The organism is Vreelandella titanicae BH1, assembly GCF_000336575.1.
GTDB lineage: Bacteria > Pseudomonadota > Gammaproteobacteria > Pseudomonadales > Halomonadaceae > Vreelandella > Vreelandella titanicae.
This window is the reverse complement of record NZ_AOPO01000001.1, coordinates 164,338-190,723: the sequence shown is the minus strand read 5'-3', so window position 1 is coordinate 190,723 and position 26,386 is coordinate 164,338. Positions and strand designations below refer to the sequence as shown.

Below are 26,386 nucleotides of genomic sequence, written 5' to 3'. Positions count from 1 at the left end.
TTATATCTTACCGGAAGCCTGCCCGGACATGTCACGGTTGGGATTAGATTAGCGGTTGGGTGGCTTGCTGAGAGTGGGCGTTTTTATCCTCTACCGCATCTGCGAGCATATCCGCGGTGACGGCAGAGAGGGTCCAGCCCAGGTGGCCGTGGCCGGTGTTGTAAAACACTGTGGGTAATTTTCCGCGGCCGACTTTGGGCAACATGTTAGGGAGCATCGGGCGCAGGCCTGCCCAAGGTACTACGCGGCGAGTGCTGACGCCGGGGAAGCACTCTTCCACCCAGCGGATTAGCGGGCGGATACGGTTGTCGCGGATATCGCGGTTATAGCCGTTAAACTCAGCGGTGCCCGCAATACGGAAGCGGTCATCGCCCAGGCGGCTGGTCACTAACTTGGTCTCATCATCGAGCAGGCTAACGGTGGGCGCTGCCTGTTGGGAGGCAGCGTCATCGAGCTGCACGGTGATCGAGTAGCCTTTGACCGGGTAGATATTGACCCGATCGCCTAGCTTGGCAGCCAGAGCACGGCTGCCCACCCCAGCGCATACCACCACGCTATCAAAGGTTTCGCGCACCGGGTCACCGTCAGCCTCGCCTTCAAGCGTGGCGGTGATCCAGGCGTGCTGTTGATCGGCGCCGATATCCTGGACGCTGTGACCATATTTAAGCGTTACGCCGCGACGCTCGGCGGCTTGAGCCAAGCCGTGGGTGAACTTATGAATATCGCCTGTGGCGTCGCTTTCGGTATAGAAGCCGCCGTAGTAGTTGCCCGCCATCGTCGGTTCGATGGTGCGCATCTCGTCAGGGGTGACTGCTCGGCGCTCCAGGCCGCCTTTGCTGAGCAGCTTGGAGACCTTGGCGGCGTGGTCATAACCCGCTTTGTCGCGGTAGATATGCAGAATGCCTTTCTGCTTGAGGTCAAAGCCGATCTGCTCGTCTTTTGCCCACTGAAACAGGTGCTCTCTGGCCGCAATGGCCAGCCGCGTGGTCTCGGTGGTGTTGGCAGCGTAGCGGGGTATCGAGGCGATAAATTCGCCAAACCAACTGAGCTTGTGCCAGCTTGGGCGGGGGTTAACCAGTAGCGGGGCGTCGTTTCTGAGCATCCAGCGCAGGCCCTTGATCACGGTTGGCCAGTGGTTCCACACTTCGGCGTTGGAGGCCGAGAGCTGACCGCCGTTGGCGAATGAGGTCTCCATGGCGGCGTAACGATGCTTTTCAAAGACGGTGACGTCATAGCCACGTTTGGCCAGGGCGTAGGCGCTGGTAATGCCGGTGATACCACCACCGATAACGGCAATACGTTGCATAACTCTCTCCAGGTTGTATGAGCGTCGGGAATACCACCTAACGGCGTAGCTGTTGGCGTACCCCTTCCGTCATGGAACCTGAGAGATTCACGCATCCGTTGGGTGCGCTTGCTCCTTCGGTGGGCTGAGTGACGCAGTCATCAGCCGCTCTTCGGAAAGTTAAGGTAATAGCGGTCCGGTTGCCTGAGAGTTTCCGGGGCTGTTGCTCCTTCGGCGCTGGCGTCATCGACGAGTGATGCACCAAGCTCTCCCACTATCACGTTGTTGCTGGCTTTTAATGTAAATAGTTTTTTAATGTGATTAGTTTTACGCGATCAGTTTTAGCATGGAAGACGACCATAGTCGTGAACGCTTATTCCAAGGACTCACTCCAAGGGTTTTATTCCACGGGCCGGGCACGCTGGATGATTGCCGCGCAATCCAGACCAGTAGGTAGCGTGCCTGTATTGAGGCCACTGCGGTCGGCAAGCCGACCAGCGCAGAATGCATCGGCCACATAAGCGGGGGCGTGCTGAACCAGCAGGGCGCCCTGTAACGCTAGGGCCATGCCGTCCGCCAGTTGGCGGGCGCGGTACTGGAGCGTTTGAGTATCCTGCATCTGCCGCTGTAATTGGTGGATAAAACGGTCAAGATGCCCATTGGCGCCCTGTGAAAGGCCGAGTTCGGCGAAGTAGGCGTCGAGTACTTCGGGCTGTTTTTCAATCGCGCGCAGGATATCCAAGCACTGCACATTTCCGCTGCCTTCCCAAATGGCGTTGATGGGCGACTCGCGAAACAGGCGCGCCATTATGTGGGTCTCCATGACGCCGCTTCCACCAATCACCTCCATTGCCTCGTATGCGTGGTGGGGCGTGCGTTTACATATCCAGTACTTGCCCACAGGGGTGGCGATTCGCGAAAGCAGGCGCTCATGCTCGTTGTCCTGATGATCCATGGCGCGGGCCATACGCAGCATTAAGGTGGTGGCGGCTTCGCTCTCAATAGCCAAGTCAGCGAGCACATTTTGCATCAGCGGCTGCTCGCTGAGCCGCTTCCCAAAGGCATGCCGATGAGAGGCGTGATGAATGGCCTGGGCGGTGGCTTGGCGCATTCCGGCAGCTGAACCAATCATGCAGTCGTAGCGGGTCATGGCGACCATCTCGATGATGGTGCGCACGCCGCGGCCTTCATCGCCCACCATCCAGGCAAAGGCGCCCCGCAGCTCGGTCTCGCTGGAAGCATTCGATACATTGCCCATTTTACGTTTTAGCTGCTGTATATGAAGCGGGTTCTTACTGCCGTCGGGCCGCCAGCGTGGCAGCAAGAAACAGCTCAAGCCACTGGGCGCCTGGGCGAGTACCAGAAATGCATCGCACATTGGCGCGGAGACAAACCATTTATGCCCCACCAGCTCAAAAGCTTCCCCCGGCCCGCCTTGATCAATCGGGTAGGCGCGGGTGGTGTTCAAACGCACATCGGAGCCGCCCTGCTTTTCGGTCATTGCCATGCCCAGAGTGAGGCCCTGTTTCTCGAAATAGGGGACGTTGCGCGGGTCGTAATGTGGGGCGGTGATTTTATCGCCCCAGCTCTCAAGCAGGCTGGGTTGATGGCGCAGTGCGGGCAGGGCTGCAAAGGTCATGGTAATCGGACAGCCGTGGCCCGCTTCTACCTGGGCCTGTAAAAAGTAGTTGGCGGCCCGATAAACATGCGCACCGGGCCGAGGGGTTCGCCAGGGGCTAGCATGCAAGCCGTGCTCTATCGCCGTTTGCATAAGCTGATGATAGGCGGGATGAAACTCGATCAAATCGACCCGATGGCCTTGCTGGTCGTGGGTCACTAACTGGGGGGAGTAACGGTTGGCCTCAACCCCCAAGGCAATCGCCTCAGCAGAGCCCGCCCACTGGCCAAACGTCTTGAGTGGGGCATCGTCGTCAGACCCGCTTTCACGGTTAACGCCTTCCTGAAGAACGCGATCAGCTGTGTAGCTATTGTAGCTTTCCAGCGGTGGCGGCTGGTTTTCTACCTGGTGAGTGCTAGCTTGGAGTTGATCGGCCAGGGGGTAATGATGGTTCATGGCAGGCACCTAGCGCGTAACGACGATAAGGGTGATTGTTTAAACGAACGTTTTACGGCTCATATATTTTGGAGCGTTTATGAGAGCATAGTTGCTGGACGGAGTAGTTGCTGGACGGAAAAGTCGCTAAAAACGGAAGGCGAAGAGGGGGAGGGATGGATCCTGCTTTGCTCAGTCAGCGTATTTAACCGACAATGCCGCTTATCCTTCTCAGTCACGGGTACTATCGATGCAAGCAAACGCGATGCAGACAAACGGCTTTTTTGACGAAATTGGCGAAACTATCGGTGAAGCCATCCGCGTGGTGGTGGAGTTTCTGCTGGGCATTTTCACCAACTTCTTCGGTGCGTTCGGCGATTTCATCGATGGCCTGACGCGTTCGCTGGGAATCAGTGATTCCTTTTTCAGCATTGCTGTCTTAGTGATTGGGCTGCTGATTCTGTGGGGCGGTTTGCGCGCTTTTCTGCGAGGCTCGATAATCGGCGGTATTGTACGTACCGTATTGGGGCTGTTTATTCTTTCGTGGTTGATGATGTAGACACACTGAGAGGAGGAGTAGATGAAGCAGTTTGCGTTGATCGCCTATGATTACACCGATGAGGGGGCCTTAAACCGCCGCCTGGCTTGTCGCGAGCTGCACCTGGAAGGACTGCGTAATCTCTATCGGTCGGGTAATTTCGTAAGTGGTGGGGTAGTGCTGAACGATGAAGGTAAAATGATCGGTTCAAATGCACATTTCAGATTTGCTACTCGAGAAGATTTAGAGGCTTGGCTGGCGCAAGAGCCTTATATGACTGAGCGTGTCTGGGAGCAGGTCGATATACGCGAAGTTAAGCTGTTTGATCCCTCTATATAGTATGACGAACGAGCTCGGGTATTGTTTATAAAAAATGTCATAAAATAATGCCCCCGTTTCTCTCCTTGGTTAACACCCCATACACTGATGATGAGCAATCGCGTTGCCCTTGAGTCAGTTTCATCAAGGGCATGATAGATTGTCATTTGCTTATTTGGTGCATTTTGGCATCATTTGCACTCATTTTGTGCAAAGCGAGTGTAATGAAAACTTATCTTGGCAAGATGCGGGGGCAGCCAGTCAAGCGTGCCCGGGTAGGCTGGCAGGATGCTTTTTGGTCATGGGTCGGGGCCTTTACCGGTATGGCGGTCATTTGCTGGTTAAGCTCGGCGTGGCTGTCACAACAACTGCTCATCGTAGGCTCCTTCGGCGCAACCTCGGTGCTCATCTACGCAGCACCTGAAAGCCCTTTTGCCCAGCCCAGCCATGTACTCTTTGGCAGCGTGCTCTCCGCGGGTATTGGCGTTGCTTGCTACCAACTGCTGGGAGCGACCCCCCTCTCAATGGCTCTGGCCGTATCACTGTCGGTGCTGGGTATGCAGCTAACCCATACGGTTCACCCACCAGGAGCCGCGGCGGCTCTGATTGCGGTAGGCGGGGGTGCCAGCGTTCATCAACTGGGGTGGTGGTATCCTCTTTTGCCAATCGGAGCGGGCAGTATAGTGATGCTGGTAATCGCCATATTGGTCAATAACCTTGCCCGTCACCGCCGTTATCCGCGCTACTGGTAATGTTAAAATTGGCTCAGCTGTTGTTCCAGAGCAAAGATATGGGCATCTTTGGCGCCTAGTTCCCGCAGCGCCACGGCGAGGTTGACCAAGTAGTCGCGGTTGGGGCCGCTGGGCCCATGGGCGTTGGCAATTTGCTGGGCGATCTCATCAAGCGGCGCGTCGCCCAAAAAGGCCGGATTGTCATCGCTGGCCAGATAAATAAGCCCTTCGCTCTGTTCGGTTCCGTTGCCTTTCTCGTCCATAAACGTCAGCGGTACTTTTTCCCGCAAATAGCCGTTCTTCTCCCGCACATCCAACGGCGCGAGCACTTCCGGGGCAATGCGGTAGGCCATGCCGTGGCAAATCGAATCTTTGGCGCGGATCAGCGTTGCCACCCGCCCAGGCGCTTCAGGCGTGCCGCGGTGATCATGGGAGCCCTGCCAAAATCGCCGCTCCCAGCCGTGTATATACGCCGGGCGGCGCTCCAGGTAGGCAAAGTCAGCCTTCCAAATCAGTGAGCCGTAGCCGAATAGCCATATCGCCGCATGGCCTTCGAAGAAGTTTCTTTGCTGGTTAAGTGCAGTGGTATCAAGCATCGGTATCAGGCAGCGTTTTTAAGGCACATTTTTCAAGTAACATGGGGGCCAACGACGGTGTAAAACCACCATCTTAACATGTCACGGTTGATCACCCACACGATTGCCAAGACCACGACTGGAGGCAGCCATGCGCGCGATTTTTCTGGTGGATAACGGCTCGCTACGAGCGCAGGCAACGCTGAATTTACGCCGCGTGGCGGCTTCGCTTAGCGGGCTTGTAGGCGAAACCGTGCAGGCGGCCTCGCTGCTGCACTCCAATAAGATTCCTGCGGATGAGGTGGGAGGTATTCCCGCCACTACCCTTGGCCCCGCCGCTGAATGCAGTGCCGAACAGGGGGCAACGGAGATTATCGTGCTGCCGTTCTTTTTTGGCCCCAGCAAAGCGCTGACGGGTTATCTCCCCGAGCGCATGGCCACGCTGCAGGAGCGCTTTCCCCACGTTAAGGTGCGGGTAGCCCAGCCCTTAGTGGATGAGTTCGGCGATAACGACCTGCGTTTAGCCCATCTGCTGGCCGATAACGTGCGCGACAAGCTTCGCCCAGGTACTAAACCGCATGTGGCGCTGGTGGATCACGGCAGCCCGATTCCTGAGGTTACCGCCGTACGCAACCGCCTGGCGGGGCAGCTCAGCGTGCTGCTAGCCGATGACGTAGCGTGTGTTGCCGCTGCCTCCATGGAGCGGCGCGAGGGCGATGAGTACCGCTTTAATGAGCCACTGCTGGAAAACTTGCTGGCGCTACCCGAGTTTAAGATAGGCTCGGTGATCCTGGCGATGCTGTTTCTTTCGCCGGGGCGCCACGCCGGGGAGGGCGGCGATATTGCCGAGATTTGTGCAGCGGCTGAACAGCAGTATCCAGGGCTTTCCGTTACCACGACGAAGCTGGTGGGGGAGCATCAAGGGATCGTTGATATATTGCACTCGCGGCTGCGCCAAGCGCTTGATGATGAACGCTTTCTACTCGATATCCCGGCAATCGCCTGACGCCACTAGGGTTTGATGGGTGAATACACGCCTAATAGCGCGTAGAATCGCGAGCCTTTCTATTCGTTGTAAGCTGTCGTCGTTACTGACAATGCGCTAACCAGGGCTCCTTTTGTGATCGCTACCGCCAATATCACCATGCAGTTTGGGGCCAAGCCCCTGTTTGAAAATGTCTCCGTTAAATTCAATAACGGCAACCGTTACGGCCTGATTGGCGCGAACGGCTGCGGCAAATCCACCTTTATGAAAATTCTCGGTGGCGATTTGGAGCCCACTTCCGGCCAGGTGATGCTGGATAGCAGTACACGGCTGGGTAAGCTGCGTCAGGATCAGTTTGCGTTTGAAAACGAGCGGGTGATCGATACCGTCATCATGGGCAATGTAGAGCTCTGGTCGGTCGCCGCTGAGCGTGAACGCATTTACTCCCTGGCAGAGATGAGCGAAGAGGACGGCATGGCCGTCGCTGACCTGGAAGTGCGCTTCGCCGAGCTGGACGGCTACACCGCCGAGCCCCGCGCAGGCGAACTGCTGCTAGGTCTGGGCATTCCCATTGAGCAACACACGGGCCCGATGAGCGAAGTTTCTCCCGGCTGGAAGCTGCGCGTGCTGCTCGCCCAGGCGCTATTCGCTGACCCGGATGTACTGTTGCTGGATGAGCCGACCAACCACCTGGATATCAACACCATCCGCTGGCTGGAAGATATTCTTAAAGCGCGCAGCAGCACCATGATCATCATCTCCCACGACCGCCACTTCCTGAACAGCGTTTGTACCCATATGGCGGATCTGGATTACGGTGAAATCACCCTGTTCCCGGGTAACTACGATGATTACATGACCGCCGCCACCGCCGTTCGCGAGCGTCAGCACTCGGATAACGCCAAGAAAAAGGCCCAGATTGCCGAACTGCAGCAGTTCGTGAGCCGCTTCTCCGCTAACGCCTCGAAGGCTAAGCAGGCTACGTCTAGAGCGCGTCAAATTGATAAAATCAAGCTGGAAGATATCAAGCCTTCCAGCCGCGTAAGCCCCTTTATCCGCTTTGATCAGGCGAAGAAAATCCACCGTAATGCCGTCAACGTGGACGGCATTACCAAGAGCTATGAGGGCGACAAGCCGCTGTTCGAGCGTCTTTCCATGACCGTGGAAGCCGGTGAGCGCATTGCTATTATCGGCCCCAACGGCATCGGCAAAACCACGCTGCTGAAAACCCTGGCGGGCGAGTTACACCCGGACGCGGGCGAAGTGAAGTGGACCGAAGCCGCTGAAGTGGGGGTTTTTGCTCAGGATCACAGCGACGACTTTGCCGTCGATGCCACGTTGTTTGAGTGGATGTCAGCATGGACTCAAGGTGGCGAGCAGGTGGTTCGCGGTGCTCTGGGGCGGATGCTGTTTTCCAGCGACGATATTGGAAAATCGGTGAAGGTCATTTCCGGTGGCGAGCAGGGGCGCATGCTGTTTGGTAAGTTAATCCTTACTCAGCCCAACGTAATGCTGATGGATGAGCCGACTAACCACCTGGATATGGAGTCTATCGAGGCGTTGAACCTGGCCCTGGAGAACTACCCCGGCACGCTGATGTTTGTGAGCCACGACCGTGAGTTCGTCTCGTCACTGGCCACGCGCATTATTGATATGCAGCCGGAAGGCATTGTCGATTTCAGCGGCAGCTACGATGACTACCTGCGCAGCCAGGGGGTCGTGTGACGTTGTTTTTGTCAGCATAGCTCTGTAAATCTATTCGCCGATAATTTGCTCAAAGGTGCTGTCGGTGGCGAGTTCGCGCTCGTCATTGAGCATTTTGCCGCTAAACACCGTCTGCATCTCTTTGGCGAGTTCTACGTAGACATGCATTTGTTGATTACGTCGCTTACGTAGCGGTGGTTTCACTAATAAGCTAATACCCTTGATGGGCTCATGAGTTTCCCCGCGCAGCAGGTCAGGCATTTCCCCCGGTGGAAAGGCGTTGGCGATAGTGACTGGGTTGGAAGGCTGTTGGCCGTCGATTAAAAATATCTTCTTAAGCGCGTCGTAGTGAGCGTCTTTCTCCCGCAGCCACTGGGTAAGGCGCTCGTCTGAATCTTCACTGGGTTGATCAAAGATTATAAAAAGCGAATGCTGCTTCACTTTTTTAGTTTGCTTTGAGGGTGCAGGGGTGTCAGGTTCTTGAGCTTTTTCAGAGTTGTCTGCTTGTACCGGACGAGGGGCAGCGGCTTTCGCTTTCGCTGCGCGCCGTCGGCGGCGCCAGGGCACAATGACATATATAAATATCGCTGTTGCCATTGCGCCTAATACCAGCGATGCGAAGGCGAGTACTATTATAGTAGTGGTGCGATCCATACTCTCAGAATCCTTTTTTTAATCAGCGCTCAGGCTTTATTTAGCCGACGACAGTTTGTTTACGCCCAAAGAACAGCCACGACCACGCGGCATTGACCATAAGCTGCAGCGCGTAAGCCGCTAAGCTTGCTGAGCGCCATACTGAGTCATCCGCCATATAAATACGCCAAGCGACGATAGCCATCAACAAATACAGTATGCCCCAAGCGATGGGGAAAGCGATATTCGGTGGTGTCCAGCTTGGCTTACTTAGTTCGCGGAACCAGCCATCAGGCCGAAAGCGCGCACCCAGTCGTGGCGGCAAGGCCGACGAGCAGTAGAGACACCAGCAGCGCTAATAGCGAAGCAAGCATTCATTACCTGTATGTTCAAACGAAAGAATCAATAGCCTAGCAGCGTTTATCCAAGAGGCTCAACACAAAGTAATCACGAGCCGTAATGAGTCAATTGTATTGCCTGAGTTTACCGTGTTCGCGCAAGGCAGTATTGTTTTGTCAAACAACCTAATGAAGCGCTACTCATGAAATACTGCTCAACAACCGATGATATCGATAGTACCTTTCTGGCAAGTGCGGGAAGTGCAGCTTGGCATCGGCATATGGCGAGCTTGGTACGCTCATCGGGACAGCGCGATTTCCCCGTTCGTCTGGAGCAAGTGCTGCGCGCGCTAACCGGTTTCGATACGATTCTGATCAATACCTACAAAGGGCGTCACAGACCACTACTGATTCACGACGATTACCCGTCTGAAAATCGCCCTCAAGCGATAGATCGCTACCTCAGCGGTGCGTATTTATTGGATCCTTTTTTTACCGCCATGAGTGGTGGCCTGGATAGCGGTGTGCACCGGTTGCGGGAGCTAGCCCCTGATCGTTTTGAATCCAGTGATTACTATGCTCACTATTATCGCGCGTTAGGATTGGCGGATGAGGTGGGTCTCTTCGCACGTGTGGGGGATGATGTCTTGATGGTGGTATCGCTGGGCTTTCAGGCAGAAGCTCCCTTGAAACGACGTGCATTGCAGGTGTTGAAGAATGTGGTGCCGATGATCGAAACCTTGTTGATGGAGTTCTGGAAATGGCAGGGCGTCCTCTTCCAGCCGACCTTGGAAAAGGACGCCCCGGTGGAAGCTGCCTTCGTAAGCTTTGGCCGAGAGGTTTTAACGGCACGTGAACAGGAAATCGTTCGTCTGTTGCTCGCAGGGCACTCCACCAAATCGGCGGCCCGGGAACTGGATATCAGCGATGGCACTGTGAAGGTACACCGCAAGCATATTTACCAGCGTCTGGATGTCTCCAGTCAATCGCAGTTGTTCCAGCTATTTCTTGAACACGTGGCCCTCATTTCCCGGCAGTTGAGAGGCGAAGGTGCTAGGTTTGTAGCGCCATCCAGATGGTTTTGATCTCGGTATACTCGTCAAGCGAGTGAAGCGATTTATCCCGCCCATTACCGGATTGCTTAACCCCACCGAACGGCACTGTCATGTCCGGGCCTGCCCAGTTGTTAACGTAGACTTGCCCGGAGTGCAGCTTGCGTGAGACGCGCATAATACGATCAATGTCCTGGCTCCAGACGGCGGCAGCCAAGCCGTAGTCGCTGTCGTTGGCAAGTGCCAAGGCCTCTTCTTCGGTATCGAAGCCAAAGACAGACAGCACCGGCCCGAAGATCTCTTCGCGACCTATCGTCATGGCTGGGGTGACATCGTCAAACACGGTAGGGGGAATAAAGAGTCCAGGGCCATCTAACGGCTGCCCGCCCGAGCGTAGCGTGGCGCCCTCTTCCTGCCCCTGACGGATATAATCAAGCACTCGTTGGTATTGAGTGTCATCCACCATCGCCCCCATAAAGCTTTGCGGGTCGAGTGGATCGCCTGGTTGCATGGCAGCCGCAGCGTCCACCACTTTCTCGACGAAAGCGTGGCGAATGCTGTTTTCCACCAATAGCCGCGAGCCAGCGATACAGACTTCACCTTGGTTATGAAAAATCGCCGCGGCCGCGTGCTGAGCTGCGGCGTCTAGATTTTTGCAGTCGGCAAAGATGATGTTGGGGCTTTTGCCGCCGCACTCTAGATAAACGCGTTTTAAATTGGACTGGCCTGCGTACTGCATAAGCTGTTTGCCCACTGGAGTGGAGCCGGTAAAGGAGAGGCAGTCGACCTCCATCGACAGGGCTAGCGCTTTACCCACGGTATGGCCATAGCCGGGGAGTACTTGAAACACCCCGGCGGGCAGGCCCGCTTGTTGGCTTAGCTGGGCAAGGCGTAGCGCCGATAACGGCGATTTTTCTGACGGTTTGAGAATAACGCTGTTACCCGCTGCCAATGCCGGTGCAATCTTCCAGGCGGTCATCATTAGCGGGAAGTTCCAGGGGACGATGGATATCACCACCCCGAGTGGCTCGCGCACAATCAAGCCCAGATGTTGGTCTCCCGTCGGGGCCACCTCACCGTAAAGCTTATCGATACTTTCGGCGGTATAGCGCAGGCAGCCGATGGCGCCGTCAATATCCCCCAGCGCACTGGTAATCGGTTTTCCCATATCCAGAGTGTCTAGCAGGGCAAGCTCGTGCCTATGGGCCTGCATTAACGCCGCCAGTTCAAGTAACGTGGCTTTGCGCTGAGCTGGCGCGCGGCGCGACCACTCCCCCCGGTCAAAGGCCTGTCGAGCTGCGTGGGTAGCGAGCTCGGCATCGGCGTCATCGCAGCTGGCGACCTCTGCCAACACTTCACCGGTGGCTGGGTTCACCGTGGATAGGGTGGCGCCGCGCTGTGCATCGACAAAGGTGTCGTTGATATAGGCGCGGGTTTCAAAGGAGAGTGTGTCTGCCAGTGCTTGCCACTCGGCCAGGTTCGTTGGGGCAGTTGTGCTCATTGGGTAACCTCAAGGTCGTTAGCGTTATGCAGTAGCGCGTCGCACAGCACCTGGGTGCCAAGTGCACACTGCTCTGGCGTTGAGTACTCGGCTTCGTTATGGCTAATGCCATCGCGGCAGGGAATGAAGATCATCGCGGTGGGCGCCACCCGTGATACATACACCGCATCATGGCCCGCCCCACTGAGCATACGGCGGTAAGCAATGCCGCGTGCCTTTGTGGCCTGCTTGATGGACGCAATGCACTGCTCGTTGAAGGCCACTACTGGGGAGTTCCAGAGGCGTTGCGGCGTTACTTTGACACCAAAGGCCTCTACCAAGGCCTCTAGCTCGCTATAGAAGCGAGCCTCCAGCGCGTCTAGCTGATCATCGTGCACATGACGTAGGTCGACCGTCATGGTGACCTGGGCGGGAATCACGTTGCGAGAAGGCGTATCGATCTCCAGACAGCCAAAGGTGACCTTGCTGTCGCCACTGGTGTCGCTGGCGGCGATAGCGTATAGCCGGTCAATGAGCCGGGCGGCAGCGGCCAGGGCGTCGTGACGATATGCCATGGGGGTGGTGCCCGCATGGGCAGCGTTGCCTTCGATCGTCAGGTCAAACCAGCGCATCCCTTGCACCCCGGTGACCACACCGATATCTAAGCCCTCCTCTTCAAGCACCGGCCCCTGTTCGATATGCAGTTCCAGAAAACTGGCTAACCGAGGCTCGCCAATAGGCAGGCTTCCCTTCATGCCTGTCTCCTCAAGGGCCTGTTCAAAACTGATCCCCTGTTCGTCCTGGCGAGCGAGGGTCTCCTCCACAGTAAACACCCCCGCATAGGTACCGGAAGCCATCATTGCAGGGGCAAAACGGCTGCCTTCCTCGTTCGTCCAAACGATCAGTTCCAGAGGTCGTTCGGTCACGATTTGGTGATCGTGTAGGGTGCGAAACACTTCCAGTCCCGCGAGAACCCCCAGTACACCGTCGAAACGACCTCCTTTCGGCTGGGTATCCAGGTGGCTGCCGACAGCGGCGGGCGCCAGATCCTCACGTGCGCCGGGCCGCCGGAAAAAAAGATTACCCACTGCATCACTGCGAACGTGGCAGCCAATATCGGCGCACCACTCGATCAATTGCTGCCGACCGGCGGTATCTTCGGGGGTCAGTGCTAAGCGGTTGCTGCCGCCATTGGAGGTAGCGCCGATCTCTGCCATGGCCATTAAACTTGACCACAATCGCTGGCCATCGATGGAAACTTGCATGGCGTGTCTCCTGTTGTGTTTGTTGGGTTAAGGAGATCCACCATAGGAGGCCTTTCGCGCAGCCGATATACCCCAATGGGGATATATTCCCGACACTGTTTTCCCCGCTAGCCTGTGAAGTCACCTCAACAACGGCTTCCTAATAAGCGAGGGTATGACGATGACTCAACAGCAGGCGAAAGGCTCTTACGACGCGAAAGACCTTTGGCAAAAAGATAAAAATCACTTTATCCATCCCTTTACCGACTTCAGTGTGTTCCACGAAAACGGCTGTGACTTAATTACCGACAGTGATGGTATCTATGTCGAAGATGCACACGGCAACCGCTTTATCGATGGGATTGCCGGCCTGTGGTGTGTCAATGTGGGCCACGGCCGTGCCGAAATTGGCCAGGCGATGGCCGAGCAAGCCACACGCATGGCCTACTTTTCCACTTTTAATAATCTCTCCAATGCCCCGGCCACCGAGCTGGCGGCCAAGCTCTCAGAGCTTGCGCCTGCCCACTTGAACCATGTGTTTTATAGCTGCGGCGGGTCAACGGCAAACGATGCCACCATCCGGCTTGTGCATTACTACTTCAATCGCTTGGGCAAGCCTTCGAAAAAGCGGATCTTGTCGCGCACCAATGCCTACCACGGCACCACCTACATGGCGGCGAGCCTGACCGGTATCGCCAGCAATAACTGGCAGTTCGATACACTTGATCTGGTGACCCATCTGAGCGAAGCCAACTGCTATCGCCGCCCAGAGGGGATGAGTGAGGCCGAGTATTGTGATCACCTGGTCGATGAACTCGAGCAGACCATTGACCGGCTAGGGGCGGATAACATAGCGGCCTTTATTGCTGAGCCAATCATGGGCGCGGGGGGCGTATTGGTGGCACCACAGGGCTACCATTCCCGCGTGCAGGCCATATGCCGTGCCAACGATATTCTGTTCATTGCTGATGAAGTGGTGACAGGCTTTGGACGTTTAGGGCACTTCTTTGCCTCAGAAGCCGTGTTTGAAACCCAGCCCGATATTATCAATGTGGCGAAAGGGCTTTCGTCTGGGTATGCCCCATTAGGTGCAACGCTGATATCTGACGCCCTGTATGCGGTACTAAGTACTCCTCAAGGCCCCGGCGGGGTATTGAGCACCGGCTTCACCTATTCCGGGCATCCCGTGAGCTGTGCTGCAGCGCTTAAAAATATCGAAATCATTGAGCGTGAAGGCATTTGTGAGAATGTTCGCGAAGTTGGCCCCTATCTTGAATCCAAGCTCAAAACGCTCGCCTCTCATGAAACGGTAGGTGATATACGTGGCAGTCATTTCATGATGGCTATTGAAAATGTGGCTAATAAAACAACCAAAGAATTACTCCCCGTTGACGCGCGCGTAGGTGACCGCGTGGCCGCTGAAGCACAGAAACGTGGTTTGATTATTCGGCCGGTTGGTCATCTCAATATCATCTCGCCGCCCCTGATCTGGACGCGTCAAGTAGTCGACGACGTCGTTGCTATTCTCGACGAAGCGTTTGCCGCCACCACGCGCTCACTTAAAGCGGATGGTTACCTATAAACACTGCTATTCGGGACGGGCGTTAGCGCCCGTCTTCAGTAGTGACCTACGACAACGATAAAGGGGAATAACCAATGGAAGAGTATGGAGTTTTAAGCCTTATACCCACGTTAGTGGTTTTAGTCATGGCGATTATTACCAAGCGCACGATTGAGTCACTTCTGGCAGGAGCGCTGGTAGGCTTATTAATGTTTCAACCCCTCAATGTCATTACCCAAGGGTCGGATATACTGCTATCGGTATTGGGTAATGACACGGTGACGTGGATTATTCTGGTGTGCGGGCTATTTGGTAGCTTGATTGCCTTGCTGGTAAAAACCGGAGGGGTGTTAAGCTTTGGTGATGCCGTTACCCGACGCATCCATACCCGCCGACAAAGCTTGTTAGCTACCTGGGGGCTGGGACTAATAATTTTTGTCGATGACTATCTCAATGCGCTGACCATTAGCGCTTCCATGAAGAAAATCACTGATCGCTTTAACATATCCCGTGAGAAGTTGGCCTATATCGTTGACTCCACTGCAGCGCCGATCTGTATTCTCGTACCGTTTTCCACCTGGGCTGTGTTCTTTGCAGGTTTGCTGGAAGAGAACAATGTCGCTGGTAACGGCATGGAGCTGTACATCCAAGCCATACCGTTTATGTTTTACGCCTGGATAGCGGCGGCGCTGGTGCCCCTGGTGGCACTGGGCATTATCCCCAACCTTGGCCCGATGCGAGCAGCGGAGGCCCGCGCTGAAGCTGGCCAGCCGCAACCAGATGGCGCTGATGACAGCGCGCTGGAAATAGAAGATACAGGCAAAAAACGCCCTCATCTGCTCAATTTTCTGCTTCCCATTGCGACGCTGATTTTCTTCACCTGGTATTTTGAGATTGATGTGCTGCGCGGCGTGATTGTGGCGCTTGCAGTGACGCTAGTGCTTATCGCGGTGCAACGGCTATTAAGCTTTAACGATACGTTTGATACCGCGCTAGATGGTTTCAAAGCCATGATTATGCCACTCGGCACGCTGGTGGCTGGGTTTGTGCTTAAGGAGGTCAATGACCTACTTGGCTTAACCAACTATGTGATCGAGAGTGTTCAACCTTTAATGACCGCGGGTATGCTACCGGCGGTTGTCTTCGTCACCATGGCCTTTCTCGCTTTTGCGACCGCCTCCTTCTGGGGACTGTTTGCCGTGGCGATGCCTATCGTATTACCGCTTGCCAGTAGTATGGATGCGCATATGCCGCTCGTGGTGGGGGCTTTAATCTCCGCCAGTGCCTTTGGCAGCCACGCCTGCTTTTATGGTGATTCTACCGTCCTTTCTGCCCAAGGGGCGGGGTGTACGCCAATGGCCCATGCGTTAACGCAACTTCCCTATGTCCTAATAGCCGCTGCCGTGGCAACCGGCTTCTTTATAGTGGTGGGGAATATATGAAACACGCGCCGACCTTTCCTACAACGGCCACCGAACCTCTGGCGCATGAGCTAACACCCAGAGCATTAGGCTTTTCAATGCCAGCGGAGTTTGCCCCCCATTCTGCCTGCTGGATGCTGTGGCCCCAGCGCCCCGATACATGGCGCTACGGTGCGAAGCCCGCTCAGCAAGCCTTTGTGGATGTGGCTGTGGCGATTGCTGAGAGCGAGACGGTCTTCGTGGGGGTTAACGATGAGCAGTATGAAAATGCCCGCAACCAGTTGCCTGCGCATATTCGGGTGGTTGAGTTGTCCAGCAATGATGCTTGGATGCGCGATGTCGGCCCCACCTTCATTACCCATCCCGATGGGCGACTCGCCATGGTGGACTGGGAGTTCAATGCCTGGGGCGGGTTGAAGGAGGGGCTCTACTTCCCATGGGACAAAGACAAGCGGGTTCGCTGTAAAATCAGTGAGATGCTGGGTATTCAACGATTCGAGGCCCCGCTCGTATTAGAAGGAGGAGCCATTCATGTGGATGGTGAAGGTACGCTCATTACCACGGAAGAGTGCTTGCTGAATCCTAATCGTAATCCGGAGATGAGCCGCGCCACGATCGAACACTGGCTGCAGGAGTATTTAGGTGTCAGTCACATCATCTGGTTACCGCGTGGCTGTTATCTCGACGAGACCGATGGCCACGTTGACAACCTGTGCTGCTTTATTGCGCCAGGCCATGTTGCGCTAACGTGGTGTGAGGATGAGCAAGATCCCCAGGGCGCTATTTGCCGGGAAGCCTTGCGTGTGCTGGAAAACGCCACGGATGCTCAAGGTAGGCGGCTCACTATTCATAAGCTGCCCCAGCCAGGCCCTCTACATATTGCCGAGGATGAGGCCAGTGGGATTGATCGCCTCAACAGCTCGCATCCCCGCTTACCTGGGGATCGCATGGCAGGCTCTTACGTCAACTTTTATATTAGTAACTCGGCCATTGTGATGCCCTTGCTGGATCCTCGTTACGATGAACAGGCCAAAGGCATTCTATCCCGGTTATTTCCCACGAAGAGGGTGATCGGCGTTGCGGCAAGGGAAATACTGCTTGGCGGCGGGAACATTCACTGCATAACTCAGCAGCAACCACGCGTATAGGTGTTTCGCAGGAAAAACGCCCTGTTCAGCCACAGGCTGAACAGGGCGCGGTGATAAAAGTCACCCTTGGCCGTTACTGAATACGGTCATAGCCGTTATCCATGAACGGATAGTCAGTGTATCCCTTCTCATCGCCGCCATAGAACGTTTCGTGATTCGGCTTGGTCAGTGGGGCGTTGACGCGGAAGCGCTCCGGCAAGTCGGGGTTGGCGATGTAGGGGCGGCCAAAGGCCACGGCATCAGTGGTGTTTTCGCTAATGCGGGCCTCAGCGCGCTCTGCATCGTAGTTACCGCAGTAGATCAGGCTACCGCTAAAGCGCTCACGCATCTGCTCACGGAAACCGTCAGGGAAGGTGATATCGCCACCGGCCCAGTTGGGCTCGTTCAGGTGCAGATAGGCCAACCCACGCTTTGAAAGCTGCTCAGCCATGTAGAACGCCATCGCTTCCGGCTCGTCGTCGGTCAAACCAAACAGTTCGATAAACGGCGTCATGCGGATGCCGACCCGGTCAGCCCCGTAAACGTCAATCACCGCATCAACCACTTCCAGCGGGAAGCGAGCCCGGTTTTCCAGCGATCCGCCATACTGGTCGGTACGCTTGTTGGTGCCCGTCGCCAGGAACTGGTTAAGCAAGTAGGCGTTCGCGGCGTGGACTTCGACCATGTCAAAGCCGGCACGCTTGGCGCGTTCGGCCGCTTGGCGATAGTCGGCAACAATGCCTGGGATCTCGTCGGTTTCCAGTGCACGTGGCGTGCTGGTGGGGTGCTGACCCGCGGTGCCATCTTCAAACTCTACGAAACACAGGGCGCCTTCGCCTTTCAAGGCACTCGGTGCTACCGGCTGTTGGCCGTCAGGTTGAACCATTTCGTGAGAAACTCGCCCAACGTGCCACAGTTGCAGAGCAATACGGCCACCTTTGGCGTGTACTGCGTCAACAACGCCTTTCCAGCCTGTTTCCTGCTCATCCGTCCAAATACCGGGTGTATACACGTAGCCACGGGCAGTGGGAGATATGTTGGTGGCTTCGCTGATGATCAGTCCCGCTCCTGCGCGCTGGCCATAGTAAGCTTCCTGAATTTCATCCGGTACGCTATCGGGTGTACGCGCACGTGTCAGTGGCGCCATAACAACCCGGTTAGGAATCGATAGGCTACCCAGTTGGAGGGGAGTAAACAGTGTTTCGAAAGCCATCAATTAAGCTCCTTTTGAATGCTTCGATGAAATAGTACGCACAAGAATAGACCAGTTTACTAGTTAGTGCCAGCCAGATATTTTTAAACGTATTTATGCGCTAGATAACCTTTTATGTGGCATCCAAACTCGCGATCTCTCTGGTACTCTTGCTGCTTATTACCAAGGATGTTGTTGATAGCATGTTAAAAAACGCCCCTCAGCGCCGCCCTTATCAGGTGGCGGAAACCATTAAATGCTGGATCGTGGACAGGCACCTAAAGCCGGGTGACCGGCTACCTAGCGAGTCGGAACTGATGGAGACCCTGCAGGTGTCGAAAGGGACAGTGCGCGAGAGTACGCGAGTACTGGAAGCCCAGGGGTTGGTCGAAACTCGCACAGGGCCCGGAGGCGGCGCTTTTGTGCGTGAGATGAGCGAGGCCAAAGCGGTATCGCTATTAAGTAATTACCTGTTTTTCAAAGAGATATCAATCAAGGATATCTACCAGATACGCTTGGCGTTAGAGCCTGAACTAGCCGCTTCGTTAGCCGGTAAAGTGGCTGCCAGTGATATGGTGCGTTTACGTGAAAGCCTGCATAGTTACGCAGACCCTGCGGACGATAGTGAGACTGAGCGTCAGCAACATCTTGATTCGCTGCATTTCCACCTAATGCTCGCTGAACTGGCCGGTGGCAATCAACTGCTGACATTTATTATCCGCTTCACCATACAGGTGCTCTCAGATCTGACGATTTATCACCGTCTCTATGAGCCAGTTACCCACGATTTAGGACAGACTGGCTGTCGTTATCATGCAGAAATTTTGGATGCCATTGAGCTTGGCGATGCCGAAAGCGCCTATAACATCATGCGCGAGCATATGCTTGATGCCCAACAAGTGATGAATCAGCAGGAGGCTCAGGTACGCCGAGGCTTTTTACCTGAGCCACTAGCGTAACGGGCTGAGGGCGGAAAACGCTATGGACGTGGCAGCTGCTGTAAAAATGCCATGATCACTCGCGTCGCGACTTCGCCGTCTTCGGCGGTAATAGCTTCGTCTGGGTGGTGGCTAAGCCCATCTTTACAGCGTACAAACAGCATGCCGATATCGGTTAATGCCTGCATCGCTAAGCCATCATGCCCAGCGCCGCTAAACATTCGCTCTGCCGGTTGGCCAACCTGGGTGCACGCCTGTTCGAGGGCGGTCATCATCCAGTCTGCACAGGCCACCGCATCGGCGCTGTAAGTGTTTTCAATATTAATGGTTAATCCGCGGCGAGTGGCGACTTCCGTTAAGGCAGCTGTTACGACGTCTCGCCCTTGCTGGCGAATGCTCGCTTTGGGTGAGCGCAGCTCTATCGTGAACGTTACCTGAGCAGGTATAACGTTGACCGCATTGGGGTGGACATCGAGCCTGCCCACCACGCCGACCAACTCATCGGTATTCTGCAGTACGCTATCGATGGCAAGCACCATTTCCGCCGCGCCGACTAGCGCGTCATGACGTATGCCCATCGGTGTAGTGCCTGCGTGTCCGGCCTTGCCGCTTAGCGTGACTTGGTGGCGTTCAATGCCTGTTAAAGCCGTAACGATCCCCACGGCATGATCGCGCTGTTCCAGGATTGGCCCTTGTTCAATATGTACTTCTAAAAATCCCAAGGTGTTGGCAGGGTCGCGGGCGGTAGCGGGGATATCCTCAGGTGTGCAACCGAAGGCTATTAATGCCTCTCGCAGAGAGATTCCCTCGGCATCCTGGGCTTCCAGTTGGTCAGGTGTCACGCTCCCGGCCAGCGCTTTACTGCCGACCAGCGTGGTAGGGAAGCGAACGCCCTCTTCGTCGCCAAACGCGACCACTTCTATCCCGAATGGCAGCGTCACGCCTTCGCGTTTAAGTGCCTCCAAGGCCAATAGCGGTAGGGCCACGCCCAGCATGCCGTCGTATTTGCCGCCTTCTATCACTGAATCTTGATGAGATCCCATAATGAAGGTTTTCTCACCCGCTTGAGCCTTGGGGCAGCGACCCACAAGATTGCCTGCGGCATCCAGTTGGGGAGTAAGCCCCGCGTGTTCCATCCAGCGACTGATTAACGGCAGTACCTGACGATGCGCCTGGGAGCAGAACAGTCGCGTGACACCGGGGCCTGGCTCAGAGTATTGGGCAGCTTCGTCCAGGCGTTCAATCAATGCCGTTCCCAGTTCGCCTTGGTTAAAAGCAGTGTGAGCAACCGTGTTGATCATAAACTCTCCAATAGGTGCTGGCAGAGGGGCCAGCAAAAGAGTAGAAATGCTTTTAGCGCAGCGGCAGTTGACGCCAAAAGGCTTGAAAGTTCTCGGCCATAAACTCATCGACTAACGCCCGCAATGCGCCGACGACGTCCTCCGACCAGTCGATGCGCAAATCGATAGGCGCTTGATGAAAAGATTCGATACGCAGCGCGGCCGAGCGCGCACCGCGCTTATCGCCACCCGCTGATAGAGCAGCATCAAGAGCATCAATCAGATGCGTAAGCAGATGTTGGTCGTGATGAATAGGGAAGCGGGGCGACTCGTCGCGCTGAATGGCAGCGCTGCTATTAGTGGCGCTAAGGCGTAAAAATTGCTCTGCAAAAATCCTCACGACCTCGGTGCTCTGCAGCATATTCCCAGCGGCAGCGACGCTAGGGAAGCAGGTTTCAGCCACTTCCGGCACATTCTCTGCACCTGAATGTGCTGATGTGCGGCCGTGAGAATCCATCACCAAACATTGGCGCGATCCCGAGTCGTTGTCTTCGCTAATGGCGGCGCGAAGCGCCTGCCGGGCGCTGGCGCCTGCGGCAAGTGCTTCATATATCCGAGCTGGGTACCACGGGTTGGTAAAGCGCCCTTGGGTGGCGCATGCCCCAATGCCTCGCCAACAGTGATGTACATAGCCTCCCACCGCCACTCCGCCTGTAGCGGTGATAGCCGCGACGGTGCCTGTGGCAGGATTGCAATGAACGAGAGAAAGCGTCATCGCGGTTTCCTCTATTGTTCAGTAACCCACCAAGTGGCCAATCACCAACCCTACCCAGGCTAATACATACACCAACGCCATAAAGGGCATAATCGCCTTCAACCACTGGGCGTATGAGACGCGCCCCAACGCCAGCATGGCGAGTGTGCCGCCAGACGTGGGAACAATCAGGTTCGTTAAGCCGTCGCCGACTTGGAATGCAGTGATCATCAGTTGACGGCTCATACCCACAAGATCCGCCACTGGAATCAGAATGGGCATTGTCACCAGTGCCTGACCAGAACCGGAAGGGATAAAGAGGTTGATAATACCCTGCACCACACTGGCCATAATCGCGGAAAATATTGACGGAATGCCGTCGATCATAGCGCTCAGCGAGTTAACGATGGTGTCAATAATCACTGCTTGCTCAAGAATGACCTGAATAGAGGCCGCCGCCCCGATCACCAGCGCGCCTGCGGTTACGCTGGCTGCACCCTCCATCATCTGTTTAACAATACCGTTGGCCGATAGGCCGTTTAAGGCGCCAATGATGATCGCCAGGAGCAGGAAAGTACCTGCAATTTCATTGATATACCAACCGCGAGTGAACACGCCAATGAGCATAGCGACTAGTCCACCCACAAACACGACCATCGTAAGAATGTTGCGTTTGGTGAGAGAGTATTCGCTAAGCGGCTTGCTCAGTGCTTCCGCGTTATCCGGCTCTTCAAACTCCATTTTGACGACGCGTTTGCAGATATACAGCGAGAGCAGTGCAAGTGACGAAAGCACCAGCAACGTACGTAGCCAAGCGCCAGAGAAGGTCGGCAGTTCCGCGATCCCTTGAGCAACCCCCACGGTATAGGGATTGATGGGCGAGAGCGCAAAACCAATCCCAATACCACCAACGGCCATAGCGGTACCCACCAAACTGGAGCAGCCAATGGCGCTGGCGATGAGAACCGCAATGGGGACTAATGCAATGTTGTTTTCAAACCCGACGGCGACACCAAAAAAGCCGTAGATAAAGGTACCGACGACAATAATCACGTTACGCCGCTCAACGCCAACACGATTAACCGCTACGCCGATCGCGTTCTCTAACGCGCCGGTCTTTTGCAGAATATGAAACAGACCACCGGCGATAAAGACGATAAATAAATACTGCGAGGCGGAGATAAGCCCTTCAGGAATCGCCACAAAAATATTGAAGAGTGGGATGTTGGCAACGTCTTCCAAGTAGGCAAAAGAGCCCGGCACCACCACCGTTCGGCCATCTTGGGTAACACGTTCAAACTCACCAGCGGGGATAATGAAGGTCAGAAAATAGGTAGCAACCAGAATAATAAAGATTAGCACCATGGGGTCGGGAACCGCCTGATACCACTTTTTACGCGAGCCAGAGGCTGCCGCGGTTTGTTGTTCAGCCATGAGGATACCCTGTCTTGTGATGTGTCTCAGCGTTGACGCTCGTTGGCGCCTCACTTTGAATTTATCATGATAAATAGCAGGGTCAAGCAAGGCTGAATTTTCAAACGGCAGGAACACGCCGATTAGACCGATTTGGAGGCCTTAATCGCACGCTTGTTTGTGGAAAAGGGAATTAACGTCGTTGCCAAGGCCAGCGCCGTTTGGCAGGAGTGTCGATCTGCTGGAGCGCACTAGAGAGTGGCAACATAATGGCACCCAGTTGGCGATAGCAGATCGCGCTGCTGAGCACCCCTGGGCACTGTTTGAGTAGCAGCTCGCACTGTTGCGAGGCGATATAGAGCTGTTCGGTGACGGCTGGGGCAAACAGCGGCTTGGACTGTTGGCAGCAGCGAGTGAGCTCCCGAGACAGCATGGAAAGCATGCTGGTATCCATCCAGCAGGGCAGCGGGTCTTCCAGGCGGCCGGCAATAGAATGCTGCACCGCTTCAAAAGAAGTGCGCAAAAATATGACCGTTTGGCGAAGTTGCCGCTGCTCGCTAGTCATTCCACTGCTCCCTCACGCTGGTGGCTTCCTGTGGGCATAATGTGGGCATAGACCCGACCATCTACTCTATGAAATAAAGAGAGTGTTTCTCATTTGCATCTTGGTTGACGATAGCGCTACTCCATCGACCTGTCAATGCTATGGCTATAAGGCGCAGTGGTTTATGAGCCCGCCTCAAACAGCTGCCAGTCGTTATTGGTCAGCGGTTGGGCTCCGTTTTCAGTAACCACCACGGTGTCGCTTATTCCAACGCCCCACTGGCCGGGCACACGTAGGCAGAGCGGCAGGTGAAACACCATGTTGGTTTCAAAAGTACGGGCCTGCCCTTTGGCGATAAAGCCGGTGCCCTCCACCCAGCTAGGCGGAAACTGAGCGCCCACGGCATAGCCAAAGACACCGGAGAAAAAATACTGGTCACGCTGGGGGGCGAGTAGGGCATCAGCCGCCTGGGCCGCGGCATCAAAGGTATTGCCTGGACGCATGGCGTCGCAGAGCGCTTCAAACAGTGAGCGGCAAAGATCCCGAGTGGCGGAGAGAGCCGGGTTTGGAGCACCCGTCACGGCAGTCCGCATCATGGGTGCCGTATAGCGTTGGTAAGCGGCACCGAACTCTAGGAAAACCGGTTCGTTAGGCTGTATGACACGCCGCTTATGGTTGACGTGAATCACACCAATACGATGCCCACTGGTCACAATTGGCTGGAGGCTCATAAACTCGCTGCCGTTTTCGAGCAGCGCTTTGGCGCCCACGGCGGCAATATCGTTGTCGGTCATGCCGGGGCGAATACTCTGTATCGCGGTCTCTAACCCGAGAGCGGTGATTCGTGCGCTCTCTTGCAGCATTTCAAGCTCGGCGGGGCTTTTTACGATCCTAATCGCATCGACCACTGTGCCTGCTTCGCTAAAACGCTCACGGCCGATAGTCTGCATCAGCGCATCAATGACGCCAAAGCGTAGCCCGCTGCTCCAGCCATCAATACCAATTTTCGAGCAAGGGGAAAGCAGGTCTGCCAGTGGCGTGATGATTTCATCCAAGTTTTCCCAGCGGTAACCGATGATCTCATCGACCCGAGCGGTAACTACTGCCGCACCGGTTTCAATCGAGGCGACTTGTAGCACTAGCCGCGCTTGGGTGCAGACTAGGCAAGCGTGCACCGAGACTTCAAAAGTGTGGTAGCCGGTGAGGTAATTGATATCGGCGGGGTCGGTTAGCAGCAGCGCATCTAATCCATGCTCTGCCATGGCATTGCGCACCTTATCCAGGCGCACCTGGTATTCGGCAGCGGGAAAAGGCAGCTCACTTTGGGCGAGCGTTTCCGCAAGGGCTGTGCGGTAGTGGTGGTAATCCATAGCGACCTCCATTAATAGGTAAGGTCAGTATAGGCACCTGCTTTAAGCTCGCTTTTATCTGCCTCAACGCTAGCGGGTGAGCAGGAAAGTCTCCTGCGAAAAGTAGAAAACGGCGCAACCGGTTTGCTTGAAAGCTCGCCTTCATAAGGGCTGTATATAAGGGGTGGTATATAAACGTGAGGTAACTTTTTCTAGTGTAATGGTCGTGCCTTTTTTATGAGTTAGTGTTGCTATTTTAATAACATTTTTTGAAGGGGAAAAAAGTGTTTTTCCTCTACAGCCCCTTTATATGCTGATGCTTGCGCATTATTGCAGCGATCTATATGATCAGATTGGTTAAAATAATCAACAAAAGGAAGGTGGTAAATGCAACCTCAAGCTTCTTCTGGTCATGTGGCTTCCTACTATGCGGCATCGTCAAACTCCACATCACACAGGCCCACATTGGAGAGGGATGTGGAGTGTGATGTCTGTGTCGTAGGGGCTGGGTTTACGGGTATCTCAGCAGCGCTGCATTTGGCGGAACGCGGTCACCGAGTGGTGGTGCTGGAAAGTGTGGCGATAGGCTTCGGAGCTTCCGGTCGCAATGGTGGGCAGATCGTTAATAGCTATAGCCGTGATATGGATGTTATCGAAAAACAGAACGGCGCTGAAACCGCCCGAGCGCTGGGGGCTATGGCATTCGAGGGTAACCAAATTATCCGTCAGCGCATTGAAAAGTATCAGATCAACTGCGACCTAAAAGAGGGCAACCTTTTTGCCGCCTGTAATAAGAAACAGTGGGAAGGCTTAAAGGATCAAAAAAGCTTATGGGAACGCTATGGTCATCAGGAGCTTGAGCTGCTGGAAGGCGAAGAGGTCAAGCGAGAGATAGGCAGCGAACGCTATGTGGGCGCCTTGGTGGATCACTCTGGTGGGCATTTGCATCCCCTCAATCTGGTGCTGGGGCAGGCGGCGGCGCTGGAGTCGTTGGGTGGAAAGATTTTTGAACATTCCCCCGTGACAAACGTGGAACATGGCGAACCGGTAATACTGCATACCCCCAAGGGCCGAGTGACCGCTCAGCGGGTGGTCATGGCTGGCAATGCCTATTTGCAAGGGTTGCTACCCAAGCTGGAAAGCAAAGCGATGCCTTGCGGCACCCAGATCATTACCACTGAGCCGCTGTCTGCAGAGTTGGCCGCACGATTACTGCCTAACGATAAAGCGGTCGAGGATTGTAATTACCTCTTGGATTACTATCGCTTAACCGCCGATAACCGTTTGCTGTATGGCGGAGGCGTGAACTATGGCGGGCAAGAGCCCACCAGTATCGAGGCGGCTATTCGGCCAAAAATGCTATCTACCTTCCCAGAGCTTGACGATGTTCGCGTCGATTACGCCTGGAGCGGAAACTTCTTGCTAACACTCAACCGCCTGCCGCAATTTGGCCGCATTAATAGCAACGTTTACTACGCGCAGGGGTATTCTGGCCATGGGGTAACGTGCTCCCATCTGGCTGGCAAGTTAGTGGCAGAAACGATTAGTGGTGAAGAAGCGCGTTTTGAAGCCTTTGCGCAGATTTCCCACCTGCCCATGCCCGGTGGGCGTCTGTTACGTGTGCCGCTTTCCGCGATGGGAGCATGGTTCTACGCCATGCGTGACCGGTTGGCGGTTTAGGGCCTGTTGATCAGTTTGATGATGGTTTGAAAGTGGGCTGGCGGATATGTTCGTCAGCCCGTTTTTATTTGCCGCGGATGCTCACGGATAACACGGAATAAAAAGCTAATAGAAGGGCAGGATAGGAGGGTAAAGCTGGCAAAAATAACAAGAGAGGCGGCGAGCGCCTCTCTCTGTTCTATCAGCGGTCT

Annotated in this window: 24 protein-coding genes and 1 riboswitch; of the genes, 11 read left to right on the top strand and 13 right to left on the bottom strand. The window is 55.1% G+C overall.

Going from position 1 to position 26,386, the window contains the following annotated elements; translation table 11 throughout:
- Positions 1 to 43 precede the first annotated feature (43 nt).
- On the bottom strand, positions 44 to 1,306 hold the full coding sequence (locus HALTITAN_RS00795) for a D-amino acid dehydrogenase (RefSeq protein WP_009285953.1): 1,263 nt from the start codon (positions 1,304 to 1,306) through the stop codon (positions 44 to 46).
- Positions 1,307 to 1,467: 161 nt separating this feature from the next.
- Positions 1,468 to 1,569: riboswitch (glycine riboswitch) on the bottom strand.
- A 116-nt stretch (positions 1,570 to 1,685) separates the two neighbouring features.
- Positions 1,686 to 3,359: an isovaleryl-CoA dehydrogenase gene (locus HALTITAN_RS00790; protein ID WP_039857365.1), complete on the bottom strand. Its 1,674-nt coding sequence runs from the start codon at positions 3,357 to 3,359 to the stop codon at positions 1,686 to 1,688.
- A 244-nt stretch (positions 3,360 to 3,603) separates the two neighbouring features.
- Here HALTITAN_RS00790 and HALTITAN_RS00785 point away from each other — a divergent pair, with 244 nt between their 5' ends.
- The 3 genes from HALTITAN_RS00785 (at position 3,604) to HALTITAN_RS00775 (ending at position 4,946) form a co-directional block, all read left to right on the top strand.
- Entirely contained in the window at positions 3,604 to 3,897 is a 294-nt protein-coding gene (locus tag HALTITAN_RS00785) for a hypothetical protein (protein WP_027957100.1), read from the top strand.
- 21 nt (positions 3,898 to 3,918) lie between these two features.
- Entirely contained in the window at positions 3,919 to 4,215 is a 297-nt protein-coding gene (locus tag HALTITAN_RS00780) for a YciI family protein (protein WP_022521652.1), read from the top strand.
- Positions 4,216 to 4,418: 203 nt separating this feature from the next.
- Positions 4,419 to 4,946 (top strand): HPP family protein, encoded by a 528-nt coding sequence (locus HALTITAN_RS00775; RefSeq protein WP_022521653.1) that lies wholly within the window; start codon positions 4,419 to 4,421, stop codon positions 4,944 to 4,946.
- Between the two features lie 2 nt (positions 4,947 to 4,948).
- Here the strand turns inward: HALTITAN_RS00775 and HALTITAN_RS00770 are convergent, their stop codons facing one another.
- A complete protein-coding gene (locus tag HALTITAN_RS00770; protein WP_009285951.1) occupies positions 4,949 to 5,521 on the bottom strand; it encodes a gamma-glutamylcyclotransferase in 573 nt (190 codons plus the stop codon).
- 130 nt (positions 5,522 to 5,651) lie between these two features.
- Between HALTITAN_RS00770 and HALTITAN_RS00765 the strand changes: the two genes are divergently transcribed.
- Positions 5,652 to 6,506 carry a sirohydrochlorin chelatase gene (locus HALTITAN_RS00765; protein WP_039857363.1) on the top strand — a complete coding sequence of 285 codons (855 nt, stop codon included), beginning with the start codon at positions 5,652 to 5,654 and terminating at the stop codon, positions 6,504 to 6,506.
- Between the two features lie 114 nt (positions 6,507 to 6,620).
- Complete coding sequence (locus HALTITAN_RS00760; RefSeq protein ID WP_022521655.1) at positions 6,621 to 8,210, top strand: ABC-F family ATPase; 1,590 nt, start codon at positions 6,621 to 6,623, stop codon at positions 8,208 to 8,210.
- Positions 8,211 to 8,240: 30 nt separating this feature from the next.
- Here the strand turns inward: HALTITAN_RS00760 and HALTITAN_RS00755 are convergent, their stop codons facing one another.
- Entirely contained in the window at positions 8,241 to 8,843 is a 603-nt protein-coding gene (locus tag HALTITAN_RS00755; RefSeq protein ID WP_039857361.1) for a cell division protein ZipA C-terminal FtsZ-binding domain-containing protein, read from the bottom strand.
- A 40-nt stretch (positions 8,844 to 8,883) separates the two neighbouring features.
- Positions 8,884 to 9,147 (bottom strand): TspO/MBR family protein, encoded by a 264-nt coding sequence (locus HALTITAN_RS00750; RefSeq protein WP_235270518.1) that lies wholly within the window; start codon positions 9,145 to 9,147, stop codon positions 8,884 to 8,886.
- 216 nt (positions 9,148 to 9,363) lie between these two features.
- Between HALTITAN_RS00750 and HALTITAN_RS00745 the strand changes: the two genes are divergently transcribed.
- Entirely contained in the window at positions 9,364 to 10,245 is an 882-nt protein-coding gene (locus tag HALTITAN_RS00745; RefSeq protein ID WP_009285949.1) for a helix-turn-helix transcriptional regulator, read from the top strand.
- On the opposite strand, the gene HALTITAN_RS00740 is transcribed toward HALTITAN_RS00745, so the two are convergent.
- Together HALTITAN_RS00740 and HALTITAN_RS00735 are read right to left on the bottom strand one after the other, a co-directional pair.
- Positions 10,214 to 11,713, bottom strand: coding sequence for an aldehyde dehydrogenase (locus tag HALTITAN_RS00740; RefSeq protein WP_009285948.1), 1,500 nt, complete (start codon positions 11,711 to 11,713; stop codon positions 10,214 to 10,216). The genes HALTITAN_RS00745 and HALTITAN_RS00740 overlap by 32 nt on opposite strands.
- Entirely contained in the window at positions 11,710 to 12,957 is a 1,248-nt protein-coding gene (locus tag HALTITAN_RS00735) for a M20 family metallo-hydrolase (RefSeq protein ID WP_009285947.1), read from the bottom strand. The genes HALTITAN_RS00740 and HALTITAN_RS00735 overlap by 4 nt, the downstream gene beginning before the upstream one ends.
- A gap of 154 nt (positions 12,958 to 13,111) precedes the next feature.
- Here HALTITAN_RS00735 and HALTITAN_RS00730 point away from each other — a divergent pair, with 154 nt between their 5' ends.
- The 3 genes from HALTITAN_RS00730 to aguA all read left to right on the top strand — a co-directional run bounded on the left by HALTITAN_RS00730 (position 13,112) and on the right by aguA (position 17,066).
- Positions 13,112 to 14,518 carry an aminotransferase gene (locus HALTITAN_RS00730; protein ID WP_009285946.1) on the top strand — a complete coding sequence of 469 codons (1,407 nt, stop codon included), beginning with the start codon at positions 13,112 to 13,114 and terminating at the stop codon, positions 14,516 to 14,518.
- Positions 14,519 to 14,592: 74 nt separating this feature from the next.
- On the top strand, positions 14,593 to 15,939 hold the full coding sequence (locus HALTITAN_RS00725) for a Na+/H+ antiporter NhaC family protein (protein ID WP_039857355.1): 1,347 nt from the start codon (positions 14,593 to 14,595) through the stop codon (positions 15,937 to 15,939).
- Positions 15,936 to 17,066 carry an agmatine deiminase gene (gene aguA, locus HALTITAN_RS00720; RefSeq protein ID WP_051051761.1) on the top strand — a complete coding sequence of 377 codons (1,131 nt, stop codon included), beginning with the start codon at positions 15,936 to 15,938 and terminating at the stop codon, positions 17,064 to 17,066. Before HALTITAN_RS00725 ends, aguA begins: the two co-directional genes overlap by 4 nt.
- 73 nt (positions 17,067 to 17,139) lie before the next feature.
- On the opposite strand, the gene HALTITAN_RS00715 is transcribed toward aguA, so the two are convergent.
- Positions 17,140 to 18,258 (bottom strand): alkene reductase, encoded by a 1,119-nt coding sequence (locus tag HALTITAN_RS00715; RefSeq protein WP_039857354.1) that lies wholly within the window; start codon positions 18,256 to 18,258, stop codon positions 17,140 to 17,142.
- A 182-nt stretch (positions 18,259 to 18,440) separates the two neighbouring features.
- On the opposite strand from HALTITAN_RS00715, the gene HALTITAN_RS00710 reads away from it, so the two are divergent.
- Positions 18,441 to 19,196: a FadR/GntR family transcriptional regulator gene (locus tag HALTITAN_RS00710; RefSeq protein WP_027957091.1), complete on the top strand. Its 756-nt coding sequence runs from the start codon at positions 18,441 to 18,443 to the stop codon at positions 19,194 to 19,196.
- Positions 19,197 to 19,216: 20 nt separating this feature from the next.
- Here HALTITAN_RS00710 and HALTITAN_RS00705 read toward each other — a convergent pair whose 3' ends face one another.
- The 5 genes from HALTITAN_RS00705 to HALTITAN_RS00685 all read right to left on the bottom strand — a co-directional run bounded on the left by HALTITAN_RS00705 (position 19,217) and on the right by HALTITAN_RS00685 (position 24,536).
- A complete protein-coding gene (locus HALTITAN_RS00705) occupies positions 19,217 to 20,476 on the bottom strand; it encodes an allantoate amidohydrolase (RefSeq protein ID WP_083868645.1) in 1,260 nt (419 codons plus the stop codon).
- Positions 20,477 to 20,528: 52 nt separating this feature from the next.
- Positions 20,529 to 21,230 carry a DUF1028 domain-containing protein gene (locus HALTITAN_RS00700; RefSeq protein ID WP_039857353.1) on the bottom strand — a complete coding sequence of 234 codons (702 nt, stop codon included), beginning with the start codon at positions 21,228 to 21,230 and terminating at the stop codon, positions 20,529 to 20,531.
- Between the two features lie 18 nt (positions 21,231 to 21,248).
- Positions 21,249 to 22,643, bottom strand: coding sequence for a YfcC family protein (locus HALTITAN_RS00695; RefSeq protein WP_051051759.1), 1,395 nt, complete (start codon positions 22,641 to 22,643; stop codon positions 21,249 to 21,251).
- A 172-nt stretch (positions 22,644 to 22,815) separates the two neighbouring features.
- Positions 22,816 to 23,187: a hypothetical protein gene (locus HALTITAN_RS00690; protein ID WP_027957087.1), complete on the bottom strand. Its 372-nt coding sequence runs from the start codon at positions 23,185 to 23,187 to the stop codon at positions 22,816 to 22,818.
- Positions 23,188 to 23,348: 161 nt separating this feature from the next.
- A complete protein-coding gene (locus tag HALTITAN_RS00685) occupies positions 23,349 to 24,536 on the bottom strand; it encodes a M24 family metallopeptidase (RefSeq protein WP_039857351.1) in 1,188 nt (395 codons plus the stop codon).
- 366 nt (positions 24,537 to 24,902) lie between these two features.
- On the opposite strand from HALTITAN_RS00685, the gene HALTITAN_RS00680 reads away from it, so the two are divergent.
- Positions 24,903 to 26,195 (top strand): NAD(P)/FAD-dependent oxidoreductase, encoded by a 1,293-nt coding sequence (locus tag HALTITAN_RS00680; protein ID WP_009285941.1) that lies wholly within the window; start codon positions 24,903 to 24,905, stop codon positions 26,193 to 26,195.
- Positions 26,196 to 26,386: the final 191 nt, after the last annotated feature.